The sequence below is a fragment of the Bacillus sp. AF23 genome (assembly GCF_020861455.1).
GTDB lineage: Bacteria > Bacillota > Bacilli > Bacillales > Bacillaceae > Bacillus > Bacillus halotolerans.
Map to the genome: position 1 here is coordinate 99964 of NZ_JAJHVY010000014.1, position 20354 is coordinate 120317.

Annotated in this window: 38 protein-coding genes and 4 pseudogenes; 37 read left to right on the top strand and 5 right to left on the bottom strand. The window is 34.5% G+C overall.

The genetic code is table 11. The features are described 5' to 3' along the window. Positions 1-394: 394 nt before the first annotated feature. The gene (gene yosA, locus LNN34_RS05330; RefSeq protein WP_113712901.1) at positions 395-514 is read right to left on the bottom strand and encodes a YhzE/YjcZ family sporulation protein YosA; all 120 of its coding nucleotides are present in this window, start codon (positions 512-514) and stop codon (positions 395-397) included. Positions 515-644: 130 nt separating this feature from the next. Here yosA and LNN34_RS05335 point away from each other — a divergent pair, with 130 nt between their 5' ends. From LNN34_RS05335 to LNN34_RS05405, 15 genes and pseudogenes are all read left to right on the top strand, one after another. Beyond that, a complete protein-coding gene (locus LNN34_RS05335; RefSeq protein WP_229042915.1) occupies positions 645-824 on the top strand; it encodes a hypothetical protein in 180 nt (59 codons plus the stop codon). A 305-nt stretch (positions 825-1129) separates the two neighbouring features. Continuing rightward, positions 1130-1291 carry a hypothetical protein gene (locus LNN34_RS05340; RefSeq protein ID WP_229042916.1) on the top strand — a complete coding sequence of 54 codons (162 nt, stop codon included), beginning with the start codon at positions 1130-1132 and terminating at the stop codon, positions 1289-1291. A gap of 82 nt (positions 1292-1373) precedes the next feature. Then, complete coding sequence (locus LNN34_RS05345; RefSeq protein WP_205423233.1) at positions 1374-1721, top strand: hypothetical protein; 348 nt, start codon at positions 1374-1376, stop codon at positions 1719-1721. Positions 1722-1735: 14 nt separating this feature from the next. Further along, positions 1736-2083, top strand: a complete 348-nt coding sequence (locus LNN34_RS05350) for a hypothetical protein (protein WP_113792256.1) — start codon at positions 1736-1738, stop codon at positions 2081-2083. A gap of 267 nt (positions 2084-2350) precedes the next feature. Next, positions 2351-2704 carry a hypothetical protein gene (locus LNN34_RS05355; RefSeq protein WP_229042917.1) on the top strand — a complete coding sequence of 118 codons (354 nt, stop codon included), beginning with the start codon at positions 2351-2353 and terminating at the stop codon, positions 2702-2704. Positions 2705-2737: 33 nt separating this feature from the next. Further along, complete coding sequence (locus LNN34_RS05360) at positions 2738-2929, top strand: hypothetical protein (protein WP_229042918.1); 192 nt, start codon at positions 2738-2740, stop codon at positions 2927-2929. Between the two features lie 32 nt (positions 2930-2961). Beyond that, positions 2962-3156 carry a DUF1653 domain-containing protein gene (locus tag LNN34_RS05365; protein ID WP_324251392.1) on the top strand — a complete coding sequence of 65 codons (195 nt, stop codon included), beginning with the start codon at positions 2962-2964 and terminating at the stop codon, positions 3154-3156. 40 nt (positions 3157-3196) lie between these two features. After that, positions 3197-3304, top strand: coding sequence for a hypothetical protein (locus LNN34_RS05370; protein ID WP_061891151.1), 108 nt, complete (start codon positions 3197-3199; stop codon positions 3302-3304). Between the two features lie 19 nt (positions 3305-3323). Beyond that, on the top strand, positions 3324-3518 hold the full coding sequence (locus tag LNN34_RS05375) for a hypothetical protein (protein ID WP_004399360.1): 195 nt from the start codon (positions 3324-3326) through the stop codon (positions 3516-3518). A 40-nt stretch (positions 3519-3558) separates the two neighbouring features. Then, the gene (locus LNN34_RS05380) at positions 3559-3741 is read left to right on the top strand and encodes a hypothetical protein (protein WP_229042919.1); all 183 of its coding nucleotides are present in this window, start codon (positions 3559-3561) and stop codon (positions 3739-3741) included. Between the two features lie 63 nt (positions 3742-3804). Then, positions 3805-4191, top strand: coding sequence for a hypothetical protein (locus LNN34_RS05385; RefSeq protein ID WP_229042920.1), 387 nt, complete (start codon positions 3805-3807; stop codon positions 4189-4191). A 47-nt stretch (positions 4192-4238) separates the two neighbouring features. Then, positions 4239-4592 (top strand): hypothetical protein, encoded by a 354-nt coding sequence (locus LNN34_RS05390; RefSeq protein ID WP_229042921.1) that lies wholly within the window; start codon positions 4239-4241, stop codon positions 4590-4592. Beyond that, positions 4592-4987, top strand: a complete 396-nt coding sequence (gene nrdI / locus LNN34_RS05395) for a class Ib ribonucleoside-diphosphate reductase assembly flavoprotein NrdI (protein WP_229042922.1) — start codon at positions 4592-4594, stop codon at positions 4985-4987. The genes LNN34_RS05390 and nrdI overlap by 1 nt, the downstream gene beginning before the upstream one ends. Next, positions 4950-6092: pseudogene (locus LNN34_RS05400) on the top strand (ribonucleotide reductase N-terminal alpha domain-containing protein); the annotation flags it as partial. The gene nrdI and the pseudogene LNN34_RS05400, both read left to right, overlap by 38 nt. Before the next feature lie 280 nt (positions 6093-6372). Continuing rightward, positions 6373-7329: pseudogene (locus LNN34_RS05405) on the top strand (hypothetical protein); the annotation flags it as partial. A 51-nt stretch (positions 7330-7380) separates the two neighbouring features. Here LNN34_RS05405 and LNN34_RS05410 read toward each other — a convergent pair. Continuing rightward, positions 7381-7815, bottom strand: a complete 435-nt coding sequence (locus LNN34_RS05410) for a hypothetical protein (protein WP_216394188.1) — start codon at positions 7813-7815, stop codon at positions 7381-7383. Positions 7816-7931: 116 nt separating this feature from the next. On the opposite strand from LNN34_RS05410, the gene nrdF reads away from it, so the two are divergent. The 4 genes from nrdF to dutA all read left to right on the top strand — a co-directional run bounded on the left by nrdF (position 7932) and on the right by dutA (position 10079). Beyond that, positions 7932-8936, top strand: a complete 1005-nt coding sequence (gene nrdF / locus LNN34_RS05415) for a class 1b ribonucleoside-diphosphate reductase subunit beta (RefSeq protein WP_267476619.1) — start codon at positions 7932-7934, stop codon at positions 8934-8936. Continuing rightward, positions 8933-9175 (top strand): thioredoxin family protein, encoded by a 243-nt coding sequence (locus LNN34_RS05420; RefSeq protein ID WP_229042923.1) that lies wholly within the window; start codon positions 8933-8935, stop codon positions 9173-9175. The genes nrdF and LNN34_RS05420 overlap by 4 nt, the downstream gene beginning before the upstream one ends. A 42-nt stretch (positions 9176-9217) precedes the next feature. Then, on the top strand, positions 9218-9580 hold the full coding sequence (locus LNN34_RS05425) for a hypothetical protein (protein ID WP_229042924.1): 363 nt from the start codon (positions 9218-9220) through the stop codon (positions 9578-9580). Between the two features lie 70 nt (positions 9581-9650). Further along, positions 9651-10079: a dUTP diphosphatase gene (dutA, locus tag LNN34_RS05430; protein WP_229042925.1), complete on the top strand. Its 429-nt coding sequence runs from the start codon at positions 9651-9653 to the stop codon at positions 10077-10079. A 103-nt stretch (positions 10080-10182) separates the two neighbouring features. Here dutA and LNN34_RS05435 read toward each other — a convergent pair whose 3' ends face one another. After that, a complete protein-coding gene (locus LNN34_RS05435) occupies positions 10183-10419 on the bottom strand; it encodes a hypothetical protein (protein ID WP_229042926.1) in 237 nt (78 codons plus the stop codon). Positions 10420-10578: 159 nt separating this feature from the next. On the opposite strand from LNN34_RS05435, the gene LNN34_RS05440 reads away from it, so the two are divergent. From LNN34_RS05440 to LNN34_RS05475, 8 genes and pseudogenes are all read left to right on the top strand, one after another. After that, positions 10579-10746 carry a hypothetical protein gene (locus LNN34_RS05440; protein WP_069684676.1) on the top strand — a complete coding sequence of 56 codons (168 nt, stop codon included), beginning with the start codon at positions 10579-10581 and terminating at the stop codon, positions 10744-10746. Positions 10747-10750: 4 nt separating this feature from the next. Beyond that, complete coding sequence (locus LNN34_RS05445; RefSeq protein WP_229042927.1) at positions 10751-11041, top strand: hypothetical protein; 291 nt, start codon at positions 10751-10753, stop codon at positions 11039-11041. Continuing rightward, positions 11041-11229 (top strand): hypothetical protein, encoded by a 189-nt coding sequence (locus tag LNN34_RS05450; RefSeq protein ID WP_229042928.1) that lies wholly within the window; start codon positions 11041-11043, stop codon positions 11227-11229. Before LNN34_RS05445 ends, LNN34_RS05450 begins: the two co-directional genes overlap by 1 nt. Before the next feature lie 57 nt (positions 11230-11286). Next, positions 11287-11829, top strand: a pseudogene (locus tag LNN34_RS05455) (thymidylate synthase); the annotation flags it as partial. Positions 11830-12068: 239 nt separating this feature from the next. Further along, positions 12069-12869, top strand: a complete 801-nt coding sequence (locus LNN34_RS21990; protein WP_324251393.1) for an NUMOD3 domain-containing DNA-binding protein — start codon at positions 12069-12071, stop codon at positions 12867-12869. An 82-nt stretch (positions 12870-12951) separates the two neighbouring features. After that, a pseudogene (locus LNN34_RS05465) lies at positions 12952-13248 on the top strand (thymidylate synthase); the annotation flags it as partial. A gap of 233 nt (positions 13249-13481) precedes the next feature. Further along, a complete protein-coding gene (locus LNN34_RS05470; RefSeq protein WP_229042929.1) occupies positions 13482-14999 on the top strand; it encodes a hypothetical protein in 1518 nt (505 codons plus the stop codon). A gap of 324 nt (positions 15000-15323) precedes the next feature. Beyond that, a complete protein-coding gene (locus LNN34_RS05475; RefSeq protein ID WP_229042930.1) occupies positions 15324-15677 on the top strand; it encodes a hypothetical protein in 354 nt (117 codons plus the stop codon). A 650-nt stretch (positions 15678-16327) separates the two neighbouring features. Here the strand turns inward: LNN34_RS05475 and sspC are convergent. After that, complete coding sequence (gene sspC / locus LNN34_RS05480) at positions 16328-16546, bottom strand: acid-soluble spore protein SspC (RefSeq protein ID WP_017474724.1); 219 nt, start codon at positions 16544-16546, stop codon at positions 16328-16330. A gap of 100 nt (positions 16547-16646) precedes the next feature. Here sspC and LNN34_RS05485 point away from each other — a divergent pair, with 100 nt between their 5' ends. The 8 genes from LNN34_RS05485 (at position 16647) to LNN34_RS05520 (ending at position 19271) form a co-directional block, all read left to right on the top strand. Further along, positions 16647-17168 (top strand): hypothetical protein, encoded by a 522-nt coding sequence (locus tag LNN34_RS05485; RefSeq protein ID WP_229042931.1) that lies wholly within the window; start codon positions 16647-16649, stop codon positions 17166-17168. A gap of 34 nt (positions 17169-17202) precedes the next feature. Further along, on the top strand, positions 17203-17424 hold the full coding sequence (locus LNN34_RS05490; protein ID WP_229042932.1) for a hypothetical protein: 222 nt from the start codon (positions 17203-17205) through the stop codon (positions 17422-17424). Between the two features lie 63 nt (positions 17425-17487). Beyond that, positions 17488-17637, top strand: coding sequence for a hypothetical protein (locus LNN34_RS05495; RefSeq protein WP_182916764.1), 150 nt, complete (start codon positions 17488-17490; stop codon positions 17635-17637). Positions 17638-17658: 21 nt separating this feature from the next. Continuing rightward, positions 17659-17979 carry a hypothetical protein gene (locus LNN34_RS05500; RefSeq protein ID WP_229042933.1) on the top strand — a complete coding sequence of 107 codons (321 nt, stop codon included), beginning with the start codon at positions 17659-17661 and terminating at the stop codon, positions 17977-17979. Between the two features lie 85 nt (positions 17980-18064). Next, entirely contained in the window at positions 18065-18613 is a 549-nt protein-coding gene (locus LNN34_RS05505; protein WP_229042934.1) for a hypothetical protein, read from the top strand. Beyond that, entirely contained in the window at positions 18614-18787 is a 174-nt protein-coding gene (locus LNN34_RS05510) for a hypothetical protein (protein ID WP_213417553.1), read from the top strand. Further along, positions 18784-19035: a hypothetical protein gene (locus LNN34_RS05515; RefSeq protein ID WP_229042935.1), complete on the top strand. Its 252-nt coding sequence runs from the start codon at positions 18784-18786 to the stop codon at positions 19033-19035. The genes LNN34_RS05510 and LNN34_RS05515 overlap by 4 nt, the downstream gene beginning before the upstream one ends. 59 nt (positions 19036-19094) lie before the next feature. Next, a complete protein-coding gene (locus LNN34_RS05520) occupies positions 19095-19271 on the top strand; it encodes a hypothetical protein (protein ID WP_229042956.1) in 177 nt (58 codons plus the stop codon). Position 19272: 1 nt separating this feature from the next. On the opposite strand, the gene LNN34_RS05525 is transcribed toward LNN34_RS05520, so the two are convergent. Next, positions 19273-19515, bottom strand: a complete 243-nt coding sequence (locus LNN34_RS05525; protein ID WP_041336530.1) for a helix-turn-helix domain-containing protein — start codon at positions 19513-19515, stop codon at positions 19273-19275. Positions 19516-19589: 74 nt separating this feature from the next. Between LNN34_RS05525 and LNN34_RS05530 the strand changes: the two genes are divergently transcribed. Further along, positions 19590-20180: a Holliday junction resolvase RecU gene (locus LNN34_RS05530; RefSeq protein ID WP_147772027.1), complete on the top strand. Its 591-nt coding sequence runs from the start codon at positions 19590-19592 to the stop codon at positions 20178-20180. After that, the gene (locus LNN34_RS05535; protein ID WP_041336464.1) at positions 20181-20351 is read left to right on the top strand and encodes a hypothetical protein; all 171 of its coding nucleotides are present in this window, start codon (positions 20181-20183) and stop codon (positions 20349-20351) included. The last annotated feature ends 3 nt before the right edge of the window (positions 20352-20354 follow it).

Here is a 20354-nt window from a genome sequence, read left to right on the forward strand (position 1 = left end):
AATATTTAGAATAAAAATAAAATTACTATTGACCACCATGGGAATTAAGAGTATGCTAGATTCATAAGATTAGAGGTGATGGTTTGGAGTGTACTAAGTGTAGGGAACACATTGGTGGAATCGTCTTTTACATAAGGATTACTGATGAAAAAGAATATAAGGAATTTCCGGTACATAAAGAATGCGGCGAGGAATTGCAAAAGAAATGTTTGGAACATTGTAGGGACATGAAATTAGAAAAGACGTTAAAATTTTTGAAGTTATATTTAGAGTAAAAATAAAATTACATAAAATATTCCTTTTATTCAAATGTAAAAATAAAAAACGCCATAAGAAGTTTTATGGCGTCTATCGAACAGGGAGGTGATTCAAAGGCTCTGGAATTACTCTGAGATTAGTATAGGAATGTAGCACCAACAATGATCAATAGGATGAATAACACAACGATCAATACGAAGCTGCTTCCGTATCCGCCTCCAGAGTATCCACCAGAATATCCACCGTAGAATCCCATATTGCCACCTCCTTTAGTAAGGATAGTACATGGTATGGAAAAGGTTAAAAATTCGACATGGATTTCAGTCTAAAAAAGAAAAAATGAAGACTTTGTCTAAATTTAAGAGTTGAGTAAGGAGAGTTGATGAATGAACATGTTTGTAATTGCTGCAAAGAGTGAAGGGAAATATCTCTATGGATACCACCCGCATATTTATTCGAATCGTAAACAAGCAGAAAACGCATTGAAGACAATGAGAAAGAACGGCAAGTTAACTGAAAGAGACAAGGTATATGGGTTAGACGGGCTGTTGTTAGTGGATCTATAAATAAGGAAATAAACCTGAAAGAATCGGGGGGAATGAAATTTTATTATTAATACTGGGTCTAATCTTATTCGGTTCAACGTTTTTAGGCAATGGCCTTGCAAGTTTAGTTGAGAATAAGAACTTTAAAGAAGGCATGCCATTTTACATCACTGTTTTCTTGATTGGAGCCTGTTCGCTCCTTTTCGGAATTATTCTAACAGTGATATGAACAAGATGAAGGGAAATAGTCAGAAGGAAATGTTCATAATTTCCCGGGCAAGCGCAGGATGTGACAAATCAAAACAAATAATGAGGAGAGAGGGAGAATGGGGAAGATTCAGCATATCATTCATGAAGAGGATGTTTTTGAGGTTTATGGAACAAGACAAAACAATGAAAATGAAGAAGAGTTTTTGATTTATGAAAGATTTTATGGAGGTTGGAAATGGGTTTCTGCAAGCGAATTTAGGCCTTATTCAATTTTATAGAGACTTTTAAGGAGGTGAATAAGTGGGACGACATAAAGCAACATTTGAAGGGAAGGTAATTAAAAAAAGTTGGACATTAGGCCTGTGTGATGCCCTTGTCCCAATTGAGCAGCAATGTGAATACCAGCCATTTTTTGAAGGAGTTATCGACTTAGACCCAATTGAAGTCGGAGGGAAAGTGTATATCCCAGGGTTTAACGAATATGTAGTCGTAACAGACAGGCAACGCAACACAAAAAATGAATGGACATATCAGACTGACAAGATCATTAAAACAGTTGAAGATAAAGAGAGTCTTGAAAAAGCAATTCAAAAACAAGAAAAAATCGAGGAATTTAATCAGCAACTTAAACAAGAATATGAACGCTTTAAAGAGCAAGAAGAAAAACGTAAAACTTCCTGGTGGAAGAGACTAATAAAAAAAGACTAAAGGAGAGATATTTAATGAATAAGGATACAAAAGATATTTGGAACGGTTTCTTTATCGGATCAGGTTCTCTGATTGTAGTTGGGTTACTTATTTTTGTTGAAGCATTGACTATGTCACTAGTTGTCTATTATGGATTGAATCACGTGTTAAATCCTTTGCTTATTGATACATACAACATTCAAAATGTCCATGTCACTTTACCTCATGCGTTTGTTATTGGTGTTTTACTCAACGTATTTGTCAAAGGTGTAAAACGGTCAGATCAGGAAAAAGATGAGAACATTTTCAAGAAAGCCGGTAAGTCTTTACTTCATTCAGCTTTTGCATTGATTGTTCTGTATGTCAGTACATTGTTTATTTAACAAAGGAGGAATTTGAATATGATTAAATCGCAGCAAGTTAAAGTTTTTAGAGAGACGTTACATTGTGATGAATGCGAAGAAGCTCCAGAGCTTGTGTTTGTAAATATGATGCTCACATCAAACCCACCACAATATCCGTTTCAGTGCCCATTGTGTAGGAAAAGAGTTTATAAGAAAACAACCTATCCAAAGATTAGGTACGAATCAGTTGATTGAAGTCTAAATAAAAGTTTTATTTTAAACCAATTTTGCAAAGGAGAGTTAGATATGATTTTAAGAGAAATTGCTGTTTATGAAGAAAAATTCAATAATTATTTACCGAAGGAAACGAGAATGGTGCTTCATTACAAGAACATTGAAGCTGTTGAGAATGAGGGCTTGATTACAATAAACACTGGTAAGAATTCAACGGCATATAAGGTGTTTGATTTAGACGAGTTACAAAAAGACCCACTAAAAATGAAATTAACAAGTTATGAGGGAGAAACAAAAGTGGTAAGTGTGAACATTAATAAAATTCATTTCAACATAGCTGGAGACCAGGCAGTTAAATTAGAATTCAAAGTGCTCAAATCAGTAGTTACCAGTGTTGGCGAACCAGGAATTTATTCATTACTTTAAAAGGATGATTTTAAAGAAAGAGGAGGAAAGCCCGTGGCTTATGTTGAGATTAATGGCAAGTTAATTAACCCAAAAGTAAGTGATGTAATTAAAGCATTACAAGATCAACTTGATTTTCACGGCGACACACCAGTTAACTTCAGGATTGATGGTGAAGAAGCAAGAGATGAGATTCAATTAGGTCCATATAAAAATGTTCTTGTGTTGCATTTAGAGGAAGTTTAAGGAGGAAAGCTACTATAGACACATTTGATTTTATTGGATGTCATTTTAAACACTATAAAGGTGGCATTTACAAGGTTATTGGAGAGGCTATTCACACTGAAACAGAAGAAAAGCTGGTTACATATGAAGACCATGACGGAGTTCTTTGGGCAAGACCTAAAGACATGTTCTTTGGAAAAGTGGTTGTTGATGGTAAAGAGATTAAGAGATTCACAAAAATAAACTAAAAGGATGATGAAAATGAATAAAAAATAAGAACTTTATTGCATGGGAACACTTGTTAATACTTATGATGATGCTATTGAGGCTCATAATGATGCTGTGTATGCTCAAGAAGAAAGTGGAGTGCCACATGAGGTAAGAGAAATTCAATAAAATAAGAGGAGGACATTAAATGATTCAAGGATTTTATAAAGATCAGAAACTTCACCTTTTAGAAGATCCTATGCAGCAGTACACTGTCATGAAAGTTGAAGAAAATGCAGTATGTGTTTACCGATGGATCGATGACTATAGACACAAAATTGAAAGATTCACAGATGTTGAAGAAGCTAAAAAGCTCCTTGGAGAGGGCTGGCCAAAACAATAATAAAGGAAGATACAGAAATCTATAATTGGAGGACGAATAGATGTCGGAAAGTTACTATAAACCGTCAGTTCCTAGATGGGTTGGTGATATTCTCTTAAAACAGAAAAACCAAGATCCATTCGCTACGCTCGGGGAAACGAAAAGGTGGGACGAGTGGAAACATAGATATTCAAGAAAATTAAAGTACGCAAGATTGAATGGATGGACGATTGAAGAAGAGTAAGGAGGGCAAATAGATACGGATTAAATCTAGATAAAATCACAGTTTTATAAGGGAGAGGTAATTTTGAAATATTTGTACAGATTTTTTTGGGATTGCGGAAGAAGCGGTTATTTGGAAGGTTTATTTGCTGCAACAGAAGAAGATGTAAATTCTGCGATTGGCGAAGATATTTATTTTGGAGAAGTGTTAGGAAAACATAGTGAAGTATATGGTGTTTTAGAAGAAGGAGATATTGAAAAGTTAAACATTTCACCAGAAGCAGTGGCAGAGGTTAGTCAATTTTTAGGAAGTAAATGGAGCGGATTTAATCCCTTAGAGTACGTTAAAACATCTTGTGATAATTGTGAAGAAAGTTATAGACAAGACGAATGGGATTGTGAATATAGAGAAGAATTTGATAAAACTTTATGCCATGAATGTATGGAAGAATTAAAGAAAGTTAACGATTAAAACTTCTATTATATTCAAAATAAAAACAAAAAATAAGGAGATGTAAAATGGGGGCAGCTAGACGTATTGATCCAACTCAACCATATGTAAAAAAGAAGAACATTATTAACTTTACAGTAGCCACTGAGAACACTCATATTCATTTAGCTGATGGGCAATCTCTTCCTGTATTCAAAGGAGAGATTATTGCAACTGACCAGCAGGGAAATCAATTTGTTGAATTAGAAAAGAATCTAGATGATTACGTTCCAGTTAAAAAGAGTTCCTTATATGAAAGTATGGCACAGGGCTACATGGAAATGGGCGACATTAATCGTGAAATATCAGAAGCATTCAATCATGCTGAAAATGAAGCTGAAACAGTGACTACAAAATTAATTACAGGGGCATATAACGATTAGTGGTCATTACATATGAGAGTAAAACTGGTAATGTAAGAAGGTTTGTAAAAGCGCTGCAACACAAATTAGATATTGAGGCCATTGAAATAACTGATGATACGATCATCAATCAAGAGTTCATACATATTACATATACGATAGGCTTTGGGGAAGTGCCTGAAAGGACTTTGAGTTTTATCAAAAAGAATAAAAATAAAATTAGAGGAGTTGCTGTTAGTGGTAACAAGGTTTGGGGTGATAACTATGGTTTAGCTGGAGACAAGCTTTCAGCTAAGTTCCACACACCATTGTTATTAAAGTTTGAACTTAGTGGAACGAAAAAAGACTTACAGAAGATCATTCAGGAGGTACAACTTATTGACAAACACAATACCAAAGTGGATCAAGCTCAATAATGAAATCATGATTCAGAAAGATGGGAAGTATCAATTCGAGAAGGATAAGGAGGCCGTACATAGTTACTTTGTTGATTACATTAATCAAAACACAGTCTTTTTCCATAATTTAAAAGAAAAACTGGATTATTTGATTAAAAATGATTATTACGAAGAAGAATTCTTAACCGAATACACATTTGAACAGATTAAATCAATTTATAAGATTGCTTACAGTTACAAATTTAGATTCCCATCTTTTATGAGTGCATTTAAGTTCTACAATGACTACGCATTGAAGACAAATGATAAAACAAAGATCCTGGAGAGGTACGAGGATCGTGTCTCAATTGTGGCTTTGTATTGCGCAGATGGTGATTACGAGAAAGCAGTTGAGGAAGTACATACAATGATGAAACAAGAGTATCAGCCGGCAACACCTACTTTCCTTAATGCTGGACGTAAGCGAAGAGGTGAAATGGTGAGCTGCTTCTTACTAGAAGTAGGGGACAGTTTGAATGATATTTCACGTGCAATTGATATCTCTATGCAGCTTTCTAAGCTAGGCGGTGGTGTAGCGCTAAATCTAAACAAATTAAGAGCCAAAGGTGAAGCGATTAAAGACGTAGAGAATGCTACTAAAGGTGTCGTAGGTGTCATGAAGCTATTGGATAACGCTTTTAGATATGCAGATCAGATGGGACAAAGGCAAGGATCAGGAGCGGCTTATCTAAGTGTATTCCATCCAGACATTACAGACTTCCTGGATACTAAAAAAATATCAGCAGATGAAGATGTCCGAGTTAAAACACTGTCTATTGGTGTAGTTATTCCTGATAAGTTTATTGAACTTGCAAGGGAAGACAAGGATTATTACATGTTCTATCCTCATTCAGTCTACAAAGAATATGGACAGTATCTTGATGAGATGGACATCAATAAAATGTATGATGAACTTGTTGAAAACCCTAAAGTTAGAAAAGTAAAAGGGAATGCTCGAAAGCTGTTGGAGCAATTGGCCATTCTAAGAAGTGAATCTGGGTATCCTTATATCATGTTTGCAGACAATGTAAATAAAGTGCATCCAAATGAACATATTTCAAAAGTGAAGTTTTCTAATTTGTGTTAACTGTAGCACCTTCGATTAGCAATGATCGTAGCAAACCCGTCTAAACGGTGAAACTCTATTCAATAGACAATACCGTGCTAAACCGCACCTTGCGGAAATGCCGAACGACTATCGAAACCACGCATGCGCGTAAGGGAGTAGAGTACATCGCAAGCATATGGCGATGGAAACGGCGGGCGGCCTTATAGGTCGATGATATAGTCTATTCTTACGAGTGATCGTAAGCAGTTCATAAGAGAACGGACGAGAGTGTTGCGCCTTTCGTTGAATATTAAAGTCAGAGGTACTCCAAGCATCACAAGTGTCAGTTTATACAGATTACGATCAGGAAGATGAAATTGGATTAGATATCTCATGCAATCTTGGCTCAATGAACATTGTAAATGTAATGAGTAATCAATCAATTGCTTCAACAGTCAGAATAGCAATTGACTCATTGACAACTGTCACCAGGAAAACAAACATTGTAAATGCTCCAGCTGTTGCGAGAGCAAATACACTAATGAGATCCATTGGTTTAGGGCAAATGAACCTTCACGGATTTCTAGCTCAAAATAATATTGCATATGAAAGTGAAGAAGCTAAGGATTTTGTTAATACATACTTTATGATGGTCAATTACTTTTCCCTGCAGCGTTCAATGGAAATTGCACGAGAAACAGGGGAGACATACTACAAGTTTGATGGTTCGACTTATAAATCAGGTGAGTATTTCGAAAAGTACGTAACAAATGATTATAGCCCGAAATTTGAAAAAGTTAAAAAGCTGTTTGGAGATCAACATATTCCTAATATTGAAGATTGGGTGAAACTTAAAGAAGATGTAATGAAATATGGTCTGTATCATTCATATAGACAGGCAATTGCACCTACGGGAAGCATCTCATATGTTCAATCATCTACAGCTGGTGTAATGCCTATTATGGAGAGAATAGAGGAACGTACATACGGTAACAGTAAGACTTATTATCCGATGCCAGGTTTATCGGCTCAGAATTGGTTCTTTTATAAAGAAGCTTATGACATGGATATGTTTAAGGTAGTTGATCTTATTGCAACGATTCAGCAGCATGTCGATCAAGGAATTTCATTTACGCTGTTTTTGAAGGATACGATGACAACGAGAGACCTAAATAGAATAGATCTCTACGCTCATCATAAGGGAATTAAGACTTTGTACTATGCGAGAACAAAGGATACTACTCAAGAAAACTGTTTGTCTTGCGTTGTTTAAACAATAAAGGAGTCGGCACACTATAACTCTGCCTGACTCCTGATTTCTTAATTAAAGTCCCCTTGCTTTAACAAAAGCTTTGATATCTTCACCATCATCATTTGTTACACGGACTTTATAAGTACCTTCTATATCTTTTACGTAAAAGGTTGATTCTGTTGACTTTCCTGGTTTAACTGTAATACCGTCTGCTATTCTCTTACCGTCAGGGTTCGTAATTCTGTACTCAAAAGGGTAGCTGCCATCATTTGCAATGTAAACTCTGATTTTGTCGTCTTCACTTCCATAATAATCGAAGAAAAAGGTTCCTTTAGCTGTAAAATTTCCAGTTTCACAAATTAAAGTGCCACCGCCTTTACATCTGGCATCTGCTAAAGGGTTTACGACTTTCACAGGATTTTGAAGCGGCTTAGCTGAAACAGTAGTATTGCCAATAGTAGGTATTAGCCCTAAAGCTAAAGCACCAATAATTAGTTTCTTTTTCATTTCTTATTTCTCCCTTAATAGTGGATATGTTACATCATAAAATTTACAACATTTATAAAATATTTCCTTCTTTTTACAATAAGCAAGGGAGGAAAAATATTTAGGAGGTCACATTTTTGTCACAACTAAAGAATAACAAGCAGTATACAGCAGCAAACTGGTCAAAGCATGAAGACGATTTTACCCAAATGTTCTATAACCAAAACGTGAAGCAGTTCTGGCTTCCGGAAGAGATTGCTTTAAACGGAGATCTTCTCACATGGAAATACCTCGGAAAAAACGAGCAGGACACTTATATGAAGGTATTGGCCGGACTTACGCTTCTTGATACAGAGCAGGGGAATACAGGAATGCCGATCGTGGCTGAACACGTAGACGGCCACCAGCGGAAAGCCGTGCTGAATTTTATGGCGATGATGGAGAACGCTGTTCATGCGAAGTCGTACTCTAATATCTTTCTTACATTAGCTCCAACCGAGCAGATCAACGAAGTGTTTGAATGGGTTAAAAACAATAAGTTTCTTCAAAAGAAAGCAAGAACAATTGTTTCAATTTATAAAGCAGTTGAGAAAAACGATGAAATTTCCTTATTCAAAGCAATGGTTGCATCTGTGTTTCTGGAGAGTTTTCTTTTCTACTCAGGGTTTTATTATCCCCTTTACTTTTACGGACAAGGAAAGCTCATGCAGAGCGGGGAAATTGTAAATTTAATTATCCGTGACGAGGCGATACACGGCGTTTACATCGGATTGCTAGCTCAAGAGATTTATAAGAAGCAAACACAAGAGAAGCAAAAAGAACTGTACGCATGGGCTTTAAGCTTACTGCAGGAGCTTTACGAAAATGAATTGGAGTATACAGAAGATGTCTATGATCAGGTTGGTTTAGCTCCAGATGTAAAGAAATTCATCAGATACAACGCAAATAAAGCTTTAAACAACCTGGGATTCGACCATCTGTTCGAGGAGGAAGATGTTAACCCAATTGTTATCAATGGGTTAAGCACTAAGACTAAATCCCATGACTTCTTTTCAACTAAAGGGAATGGATACAAAAAAGCAACGGTTGAACCATTAAAGGATTCAGATTTCATTTTTACCGAGAAAGGATGTATTCAATGAGATTAATTAAATTAGAGCAGCCTAATTGCAATCCATGTAAAATGGTGTCCAATTACTTAGAACAAGCAAATATTCAATTTGAGACAGTTGACGTTACACAGGAACCAGAAGTAGCAGCAAGATTCGGTGTCATGGGAGTACCGGTAACCATTCTGCTGAGTGGTCAAGGAGAGGAAGTAAAACGAAGTATTGGTTTTAAGCCTGATGAACTTGATGAGTTATTAAAGGATTTACGATAAAAGGGTAATTTTAATCAAACTTAAATTAAAAGGAGCCAATAAATGTATTTCATTGAAAATCAGGAAGGGTTAATCGGAAAAGAAGTTGCCTATGTTTGGGCAAATCAATTTTGTGAGCAAACAACGATTATTACTAAAGATGGAGGCGTGTTTATGGCCTGTCAACAATCTGACTGGGATGATGGCTATGAGACAAGAATTTTATACCCACATGAAGCAAAGAAGATCTTATACCCTTTGAAAAGGGAATTACATGAAATAGGTGTGATCGATGAAACAGAGTGGGAAGAGTATGAGAATGAGCTAAAAAAGAAGCAAGATGCTGAAAGAGAAAAGTACCTCAAACAGAAAGAAGAAAGTGATCGTAAACTATATGAAGAGTTGAGGGCAAGATTCGAACAATAATTAGTTGTTTGTTAAACTGAAAAGAAAATGCATAGGTACACTATATTAATTACAAAGGAGTTAATACATAATGCAAATCAAAATTAAATATTTAGATGAATCACAAACAAGAATTAGCAAAATTGAGCAAGGTGATTGGATTGATCTTCGTGCAGCTGAAGATGTAGCAATCAAAAAGGACGAGTTTAAGCTTATTCCTTTAGGAGTTGCAATGGAGCTGCCTGAAGGTTACGAAGCACATGTCGTTCCTCGTTCAAGTACATATAAGAACTTTGGCGTTATTCAAACAAATTCAATGGGTGTTATCGATGAGTCATATAAGGGAGACAACGATTTCTGGTTTTTTCCTGCTTATGCATTGCGTGATACAGAAATTAAGAAGGGGGATCGGATCTGTCAGTTTAGAATTATGAAAAAGATGCCAACAATTGAATTGGTCGAGGTTGAGCATTTGGAGAACGAAGATAGAGGCGGACATGGTTCAACGGGAACGAAGTAAATAATTAAAACCTTGGCTGTATTCATGCTGTGCGATCTGAACAATGGAGGTTTCAGCCAAGGTGCATATTATCTTATGTATTTAGTGGGTAGTTTATACTTGGTTAACTTAGCTGTTGAATATTAACAACGACTGTGCCTGTAGCAATGAAGAGATATAGGAACCCATGATATCTCTGTTTTTTAATAAAAGCATCAATCCCAAAGCCAACAAATAGAGCAGCTACAATCAATTGTACAGCTACAAAAATTGTTCGATTATGAGTGAAGGAAGAATAAAATAATAGAAACGCTAGAATAATCAGTCCGATAAGGCAAACAATCTTTAATGCTTTACTCAAAAAATCACTCCTAACACTGATGTTATTATTACTCTACCACATTCAGGAAGGTGTTTGTATTTAACTGAATTCAAATAAAAGAATACTTTTATCTAATATTTAAGGAGGAAAGAGATCATTAACAGCAAAGAAAGAGCTTTACAAGCAAAATATGACGACATGCTTTATAGGAACGGTCTTTGCTTTGGGTTTCTTCAGTTACAAGGACTTGAAGATGAATTTATTGACCATATGAGACAAGTTGCTGAGCACGAGAAAGACCTGAGATACAAAAAGGCAGCCGCTAACTTCATTAAGATACATGACCAGAATAAACTGGGTGGGTGATTAATTGTTAAAGGATAAAAATAAAATAATAAAGAGTATTGAAAAGATCAACAAACTTGAAGAAGGGTTATCACTATTTGAAGAAGGTGACGAAGAATATTTAAGTGTATTAGTGAAAATTCAGGGGCTATATGATGAAATCTCAGATACTGCTTTAGAGTGTTTTAAAGAGATGACTACAAAAATCAGGAAAACTGGTCAGAAACGGATTGTAAAAGGGATCGATCAGTTACCACATACAATCAGAAATAATATTTCTGATCAAATGAACGAAATTAAAAGGGAGATGTTCTAATGAAAGCAACAATTGAAGGGGTTGTCTACGAGGGGACACCAGAAGAGTTTTGCAAGCTTCATATCTTAATGAATAAAAGGGTTGAATCCGTTTCAATTAATACAATTGTAAAAAATAATAAAGGATTGGATTTTGCTGACAAGCTCGCTGCAAATCTGATGTATCACAGTAAGGAAGATTGGAGATAAGAGTGTTAAAATGACACAGAAAGATTTCTATTAGAGAATAGATAAAGGAAGGTTTTCATGACTCAATTTGATAAACAATACAATTCAATTATAAAGGAAATTATAAAAAATGGAATCTCAGACGAAGAATTCCAAGTAAGGACAAAGTGGGACTCAGATGGAACACCGGCACATACTCTAAGTGTAATGAGTAAGCAAATGAGATTCGACAACTCAGAGGTTCCGATTTTAACGACAAAAAAGGTTGCCTGGAAAACAGCCATTAAAGAGTTGCTCTGGATTTGGCAACTGAAATCTAATGATGTTACTGAATTAAACAAGATGGGCGTACATATTTGGGATCAATGGAAGCAAGAAGACGGCACTATCGGACATGCATATGGTTTTCAGTTGGGGAAGAAAAACAGAAAGTTAAATGGAGAAAAGGTAGATCAGGTTGATTATCTTCTGCATCAATTGAAGAACAACCCATCTTCACGGAGACACATTACAATGCTTTGGAATCCTGATGAATTAGACTCAATGGCCTTAACACCATGTGTATACGAGACGCAATGGTATGTTAAGCAAGGAAAACTCCACCTTGAGGTAAGAGCCCGTTAATTACTAGCGGCTTTGCGTAGTAATATGCATTGTTAACTCTGTTAATTGCTGGGAAGCCCTAACGTGCATCCAGTCGAGGGTAATCAGCAGCCAAGCGCCTAAAAGGGTGAAGGTTCAACGACTATCGAAACCCCATCTGATGGGGGAGTAGAGTACATCACAAGCTATTGGTGATGGAAAAGCAGAGTATCCTATTTGACCCTGTTTTATGTTAATTTAAAGTAGAGGGTGATTCAATTAAATCAGGCGTTTATAAAATAACAAATAAAAATACAGGGAAGTTTTATATTGGCAGTTCAGAAGACTGTGAAAGTAGACTAAAAGTTCATTTTAGAAATCTAAAAAACAATAGACATATTAATAGATATTTAAACAATTCGTTTAATAAACATGGAGAGCAGGTATTTATTGGAGAGGTAATTCATATTTTGCCCATAGAAGAGGCTATAGCCAAGGAGCAATGGTATATTGATAATTTCTATGAAGAAATGTACAACATAAGTAAATCAGCTTACCATGGCGGAGACTTAACAAGCTATCACCCAGACAAACGAAACATCATCCTCAAAAGAGCCGACAGTTTGAAGAAAGTTTATTTGAAGATGTCATCTGAAGAAAAGGCTAAGCGATGGCAATGTGTTCAAGGAGAAAATAATCCGATGTTTGGAAGAAAACATACAGAAACGACAAAGCTAAAGATTTCAAGTCATAATAAGTTTTATTACTCAACTCACAAAAATCCATTTAAAGGTAAAAAACATAGTGAGGAGAGTAAGACTAAGTTGTCAGAATATGCTTCTCAAAGAGTGGGTGAAAAAAATCCGTTCTATGGAAAAACACACAGTGATGAATTTAAGACTTATATGTCTAAAAAGTTTAAAGGCAGAAAGCCAAAAAATTCAAGACCAGTTATCATAGATGGAACAGAATATGAAAGTGCTACAGAAGCTTCAAGACAGTTAAATGTAGTTCCTGCTACTATCCTCCATAGAATCAAAAGTAAAAATGAAAAATACAGTGGATACTTTTACAAATAGGATAATGATATAGTCTGACCTTTATGGAAACATAAAGCTGCGAAAGCGGGTAGAAAGTAGCGACTTCTACTGAACATAAGTGAGTAATGACATGGCCTTGGGAAATCCCTTCAATGTATTCCAGTACAATGTTTTGCAGCGCATGATTGCTCAAGTAACTGGTTATGAGCTTGGTGAATATATCTTTAACATTGGTGATTGCCATGTTTACACACGTCATATAGACAATTTGAAAATTCAAATGGAAAGAGAACAGTTCGAAGCACCTAAATTATGGATCAATCCTGAAGTTAAAGATTTTTATGACTTTACCATTGATGATTTCAAGTTAATCAACTATAAACATGGGGACAAGCTTTTATTTGAGGTAGCGATTTAATGCTGCCTCTTTTTTAAATTATGGACCTTATATAACACCAACAACTTGAGACTGGGGCAGGGTTTATCTACAATTGCAAAATTCTTGTATAACACCGTGGCCATTGTACAGTGTTATGGATGCTGCTCTTGTTTATACAATTTAATTACTTTCAATATGGAATAATAGTCATGATATGCTTATTAGGATAAAATAGGTATTGAAGCTTTATTTTATTTGAAAGGAAGAATCCGATGGCTAAGAGTGTGACACTTTATGATTTACTAATTTCTTGTCCCTCAGATGTAAAAGAGGAATTGAAAATTATAAATGAAACAGTAAATGATTTTAACAGAATGTATGGACATGTCAATAATGCCTCAATTAATACTAAACACTGGAGCAAGGATTCTTATCCTCAATCTGGTGGTAGACCGCAAGAACTGTTGAATCAACAGTTTGTATTGGATTGTGATGCTGCTGTTGCTGTTTTTTGGACTAGATTTGGAACGCCTACAGATGAATATGGCTCAGGAACTGAAGAGGAAATAGAGGAGTTAATCAAAAGTGGAAAACAAGTTTTTCTATATTTTAGCGAAAAGGCTATTCAACCTTCAGACATTGATTTAGAACAGTACAAAAAAATACAAGAATTTAAAGAAAAGTACGGGCAAAACAACATTTACTATACATATACCACTTTTGAAGAATTTAAAGGACAATTCCTTAACCATTTATCTCTTTATTTTTTAAAACAATTTGTTAGAGGAGGTGAAGAAGCTACAAAAACTCGAAGCAATTTGTCTATTAAGGGTGTAAATAATGGCCGGATTACTGAAAGTCCTTATATAATAGAAACTGATTATTCAAATTCTATAGATATGTTAAGTATTAAGAGGGGGATTATCGATAAAATAGACAGAATTAAAAAAATCGGGAAACTGGATTATACATCGGATCAAAATGAACCTACTACCTCTCTACCATCTTCACTGTTTTCAATAGAAAGAATAACAATTAGTGATTCAGTAAAAGAATTCATTAATAACTTTTGTAGAAAAGAGAATATCACTATAGATGAAATTGATTTCTATAATATTGGTCATCTTGGAAAACAAAAAAATCTTTATGGTGGGATAACAATAGGAGCATCCTCTCCACCATCATATCATTTAGTAGGTAAAGATGAAGAGAAGGAAAAATACACTCTGCTTAAAGGATTAAATTATCAGATAAAGCTATATAATGAATGGCTGAATTACTACAATGAACTTGATCAAAAATGTTTGTTGAATTTATGTCTCTCTAATACAGGAACGCAATATGATGAAGATATTGATGTGAAATTATTTTTTAAAGAAGGTTTATTATGTAAAAAAGGAGAGTTGCCAATACCAGGACCCTGTATACTCAAACATTATGACGATTTATATTATGTTTACGGTATTTTCAAACCTGAAAAATCAGTATCAATACAAGAGTATAAAGATTATCCAAACACTCCTTATACGCCTCGGTTCGATTGGTCGGATTATGAAGATCAAAGGGAGGAGTATTTAAAAGTCCTTGAAGAACTATTTATTTACGATTTTTATAATGAGGATGGTTTTGATATTATCAGCTATAAACAAAAATATCTGAAACACAATAATAATGTATACTTGCCCTCGGTGTTATATTTTAATTCTGTACCAAATGTAATACGATATGAAATTTCCTCTAAATACTCAGAAATCATTTTTGAGGGGGAATTAGAAATAGAACACAAGTAACACCGTTTGATTAGGCGGTGTTTTTTTATATAAAAGTTTAAAAGATTTACTTAGGATTATTATTCTTCTTTGAAATATTTATTTATTTTCAAAACGTTTTCATTGACAAAATAAATTAGCAAGCTGCTCAACTTCCATATGCTATGCTAAAAAAGAACAAGTCTACATAAGATATAAAGGGTAAAAATAAAATAACTATAGACGTATGTTATGTAAGGTGTTAAGATAGAGACAAGTTAAACAGCTTGTCCTTTTATAAATTTAGAATAAAAATAAAATTACTTTAAAACTAATATTTTATGCAAACTTTAAGGAGGTGATTCATTGGAGGTAGGAGACAAAATACATAACACCAACGAACAGATAAGAGTCTTAGAGGAAAAGAAATATCAAATTGAAACAACTTTACTTGAAAAACAGAGGGATCTTTTAAGACTTGAAACTCAGCAAAACAAAGAGAAGCTTGAATTGTTATTTGAGCTAAGCGAAGTCTTAACCCAATTGGAAGATGAAGAATGGGTTAGCTGTACGATTGCTTTACGAATTATTAGAAGAAATAAAAGAAAGTACTTGGATCTTTTTGATCTTAAGGATGATAATGCATACATAAAGAAGGATAAATTTAAACTTCTTCATGATGAATTCTTTGATCTGAAACAACAATTAAATGATATTTGAGGAGTTGTATGAGGTGAAATTGGAGGTGAAATAAATGTGTACATGCGAAGAGGGTAATGGCAAATGTCCTTATTGTGACGGAGCGCTAGATATAATCTAAATGAAATCTGTATTTTATTTAGATATTAAGACGCAAAAAAATGAAGAGGTAAAACCTCTTCATCATGCAGTTTTCTTCTTGGGCTCCCAACTGCAGCCTAAAACTGAATTAATAATCCCAGCTGTTAAGAATCCCAAAAAAACACCTAAGTAATGGTTTATATTCACACTAAACCATACACCAAGAGAAATTGCTGTGATTAGAATTTCTGAAATACTTTTAATAAATGGATGTGAATTGAAAAAAATTTTAAACATGTATTGCTCTCTTTCTGCTTTGATTTCGTAAATAGTGATTTTTTAAAACAAAGTTATGTAAATGAAAAATTAGGAATCAAGCACAAGGCCAGAAATTAAAGAAGAATATGATTACATTGACCAAACGCTTATTTTTCTTTGTTTTGTGCTTATTTTGCCACAAGTTAATACACCTCTAGCTGATATTTACATAGAAAATCATACCATTGAAAAATGTGGTAGAGCAAGTGGGAGGGTTAAATGTAATGGCAGGGTTTAGAAGAGGAACATAAAAAGAGGGGGGTTACCCCTCCTTAATGAAATTGACCACCCATGTTCTGCTGAGCTAAGCGAACTAAACGTTTAGTGATTTCTCCACCAACTGAACCGTTTGCACGAGATGTAGTCTCAGCACCTAATTGAACACCAAACTCAGAAGCTATTTCAAGTTTCATTTGTTCAATAGCTGAAGCTGCTTGAGGAATTAATAACTCATTATTGTTGTTTGATCTTGATCTACTTTGTTGAGCCATCTTATTCATCTCCTAAAGTGTAATGAAAACAAGCTTGTTTGAAGTATAATGTTCGCTTTATTTTAAAAAATATTCATCAAAATCTAAGGAGGATTATCATTTGAAATTTTATAAAGTTAAGAAGTCATCAGACTTACATAATGATTTGGAGTATTCTTTCAACATTAAAGGGAATTTTCTTAAAGAGATGAACTCAGAGGTTAGTGAAATTCTTGGCATTGAAGATGCATATGGCAAGATTGCATATAATTCAAGCTCTGAACCAGACCTATTTATAAACTCTAAATATAAGCAAGAAGCCAATGATAATGACCTCAAGAAAAATGCTATTTGCACAGGAAACAAATCTTACTTTCAATTTAAGAAGAGTTCTAAACCATATAAAGCTTTTATCAATTTCTTAAAGATGAACGATTTGAATAAAGTTGTTTTACGGCAGGACTTAGCCTTAGTGACACTCTTCTTACATAATCTTAAAGGAGATATGCAATTTAGTTATCATGAAGGACAATTTTGGATGACGTCCGATGTTGATAATGATGCCAACAGCTTAGAAAAAACAACAGAAACAGAGTATCTAGAGATGAAGTTAAAACGATCTAGAGAAGAGCAATCTGCTTGAAATTCTAATTTTATTCAGAAGTAGGTGTTTAGTTTTGTTAGATACATTTGAAGCATTAGCAAGAGAGAACGAGAAAATTGCCAGACGAAAAGCAAAACGAATTAATCAAGCAAGAGAATGCATTATGAGTTTAGAAAGAGATTTATATATATCCTATCCAGACTTGAAAAAAGACCAATCAGTTTTATTTAGGTTTAGTCAAATAAGAAATATCTTAGAGAATAATGATAAAGAAGATACTGTGTACAATAGCTAAATAAAATTTAATTCATATTCTGGTTAAAATGTTGATTTCATTTGAAAAAGGAGTTGGAGCAATTTGAAATGGAACTATCGCCTTTTCATAAACGATGTTTTCTGGAAGGGATATGGAGGATATCCAACTGTGCAACAATTAGAGGTTGAAAGAAGATCTTATAAAAATTCTGGGTTTTATAAGGGTGGGAAAATTAAGATAGAAGTTGCCTAATTTTATAAAGGGGTTGCGTATATGAAGAACGCAGTTGAGCGGTTTGATTGGTGGGGAGTGACTTTAACTGGTAAGTATAAAACAGTTAAGACTATATACCAATTGATGGACATCAACAAAAAACTGTTCGAGAATCTCTACAAGGTGCAAGCAGGTACAATTGAAGAGCTTGTAAACAAACTATATGAACAGGTTCCTGAGTATGAGAAGAAGTTCTTGAATTTTATCAATAAGCAACTACCTATACTGAAAAGGTGTTTGCAATTCGAGTTACCCTATAATCCTAAACTAATATCGAGCATCGAATACGAAAACTACATATCCAGTGCTGAAATTGATTGAGAATATCCCTTTGATGCTAGGGATTGCATTATTACTTTCTTTCAACGGATACCAGAAATAATCGGTTCATACAAGGAGGAGTTAAATGAAGAATACAGAGTTTAAGATAACAAGTTTCTTACAGGAATATAAACGAAGAGACGAGATGCGAAGAGATTTTATTATTCATGAAGGCTACACTGCTATCGAAGAGATCATGAAAGAAGTTAATCAGAGGGGATCTCTAAATGAGGCTGATATTTATTATGGAACACCTAAGCCTCAACTAAGTTTCTCGGACGTTGAATTAGGTTACATGCTTACTTCAATGATGGAATATGCGACAAATCATGTGGGGAATCCAGTTGATGAGGAATGTGAATTTGAAAATAAACTGGCTTACTTTGAGTATAAGGACGAGATAATTCAGATTTTTGAAGTGTATGGCCAAGGTACTGACAGCTGGTTTTCAAAACCAAGTAACGAAACAATTGATAAATTGAATAACACGGCCTACGGAGTTTATTTGATTCAGTTTGATGATTTCATTAAATACACTAAAAATAAAGATAGTGAGAGCAAAAAGCTTTCATCAAGTAGCACGATCTTAAATGACAATACCGGCGGATATACAGTTGGAAGAGGATCTAAGTAGATGATCGTTACAGCTTGGGTTTTGTTGATTATGTTTGGTTTATTTGCTTTATCAGATCTGAACTTAACCGAGGATGAAACAAAGCATATCAAGTTCTTCATAATAATGAAATTTGTTTCTGTCTTTATAGCTGCTATAGCTGCAGGAGTAATTTGGGGAGGATTGTTTCAATGAAAAATGTAAAAACAATTGGATTACATATTGAAGGAGCGCTGTTTAACGAAGATGGCACTGAATTTACTTTTGATGATTTCATAAAGCTAATTGAATCTAATGGGATTGAATTTTGCGGACAGACATGTGTCATCACAGACGAAGGTAAGCTCCTAGATGAAACAGGTAAAGAGATTGACAAGGATAAATGTAAAACATTTAAAGAAGAGCTAGATCACATGATAAAAATTAAGAATATTTTGTTTTGAATTATAGATAAAATCGGTCTTTTATTTAGAATGAAAATAAAATTAGTGAGGATAAAAAGATTAACGAGGCTTATCATTCAATTCAAACACTGTATAACAAGATGGATAGACAAATGAAGACAGTGAAGGAGGCCATTGAAGAAAAAGATTTGCAAAGAGCACATCGTAACTTAGCTGACAATAATGAGGAATTAATGCAGGAAATCAGGTGGGTCAAAAAGGGAACCACCTTGTAAGTTATTTGAATAATTGTCTGCGCTCTTTAAAATTCCAAACATAAAGCTCTTCGATAGAGCAACCTATGGCATCAGCAAATGTCATTGCTGTTCCAATATTCATATTTGATTTAAAACCACTTACATAATCATTAATACGCTGTTTAGGTAATCCAGTACGTTCAACAAGGTCTTCAATTGAAACGCTATATTCATGCATAAGCTCATTGAGTCTTGAATCAACTGGTCTCCATTGTTTTTTCACTATGTACACCTCTTTCAGCAACGATTTTAGCACATACATAATTTACCTTCAATATAGATTAGGAGAGTGATTGATTGGGAGCAAACAATCAAGGGAAAGTTTTTGAAGCGAACATTGAAAAATCTGCAGTTGATCAGAAGTTGTTCTTTTACCGGATTAAAGATGTTAACCCAATGTTCTTGAAAAGAGGGGCAGCAGTATCGAAAAACAAATATGACTGTTTCTTGCATTTTAACGGATACTTGTTCCCCTTTGAGCTTAAGTCGACAAAGAACAAGTCCATTTCCTTCAGTGAGAAGATCATAAAAGGGCAACAGATTAAACATTTAAAAGAGGCAGCACAATACCCAAATATAATTCCAGGTTTCCTGTTTCAATTTAGAGAGCCAGAGAACAAGGTTTATTTCGTACATATTGATGATTTCCTTACATATAAGAACATAGCTGAAAAACAGTTGAAACATACATATAAGAATAAAGTAAACAAAGCCAGTATTCCGATTGCGATTTGTGAAGAAATCGGTACTGAAGTGCGCTCGATGAAAAAGAAAGTGAATTATACATATTATTTAAACAAGCTTTGTGGAGAATTAATTAAGAAAGAACAGTCAAGAGACAAACCGTTACATACATATAATACTCCTGTGAAAACGGGGGTACGATAAATGCCTTATGAAGAATATGAAGAACTGAAGAAGAAAACAATTAAGGTTGTTCATAAGAAGAATTATTCAATAAGGTTTATCGAGCAAACAAAGGGTAGTGATGACAAAGAAGCGTTCTATAAGGAGATCGCACAATTCTTGTTTGAAAGGGCTCTGAGAAAATCAGAATAGCCC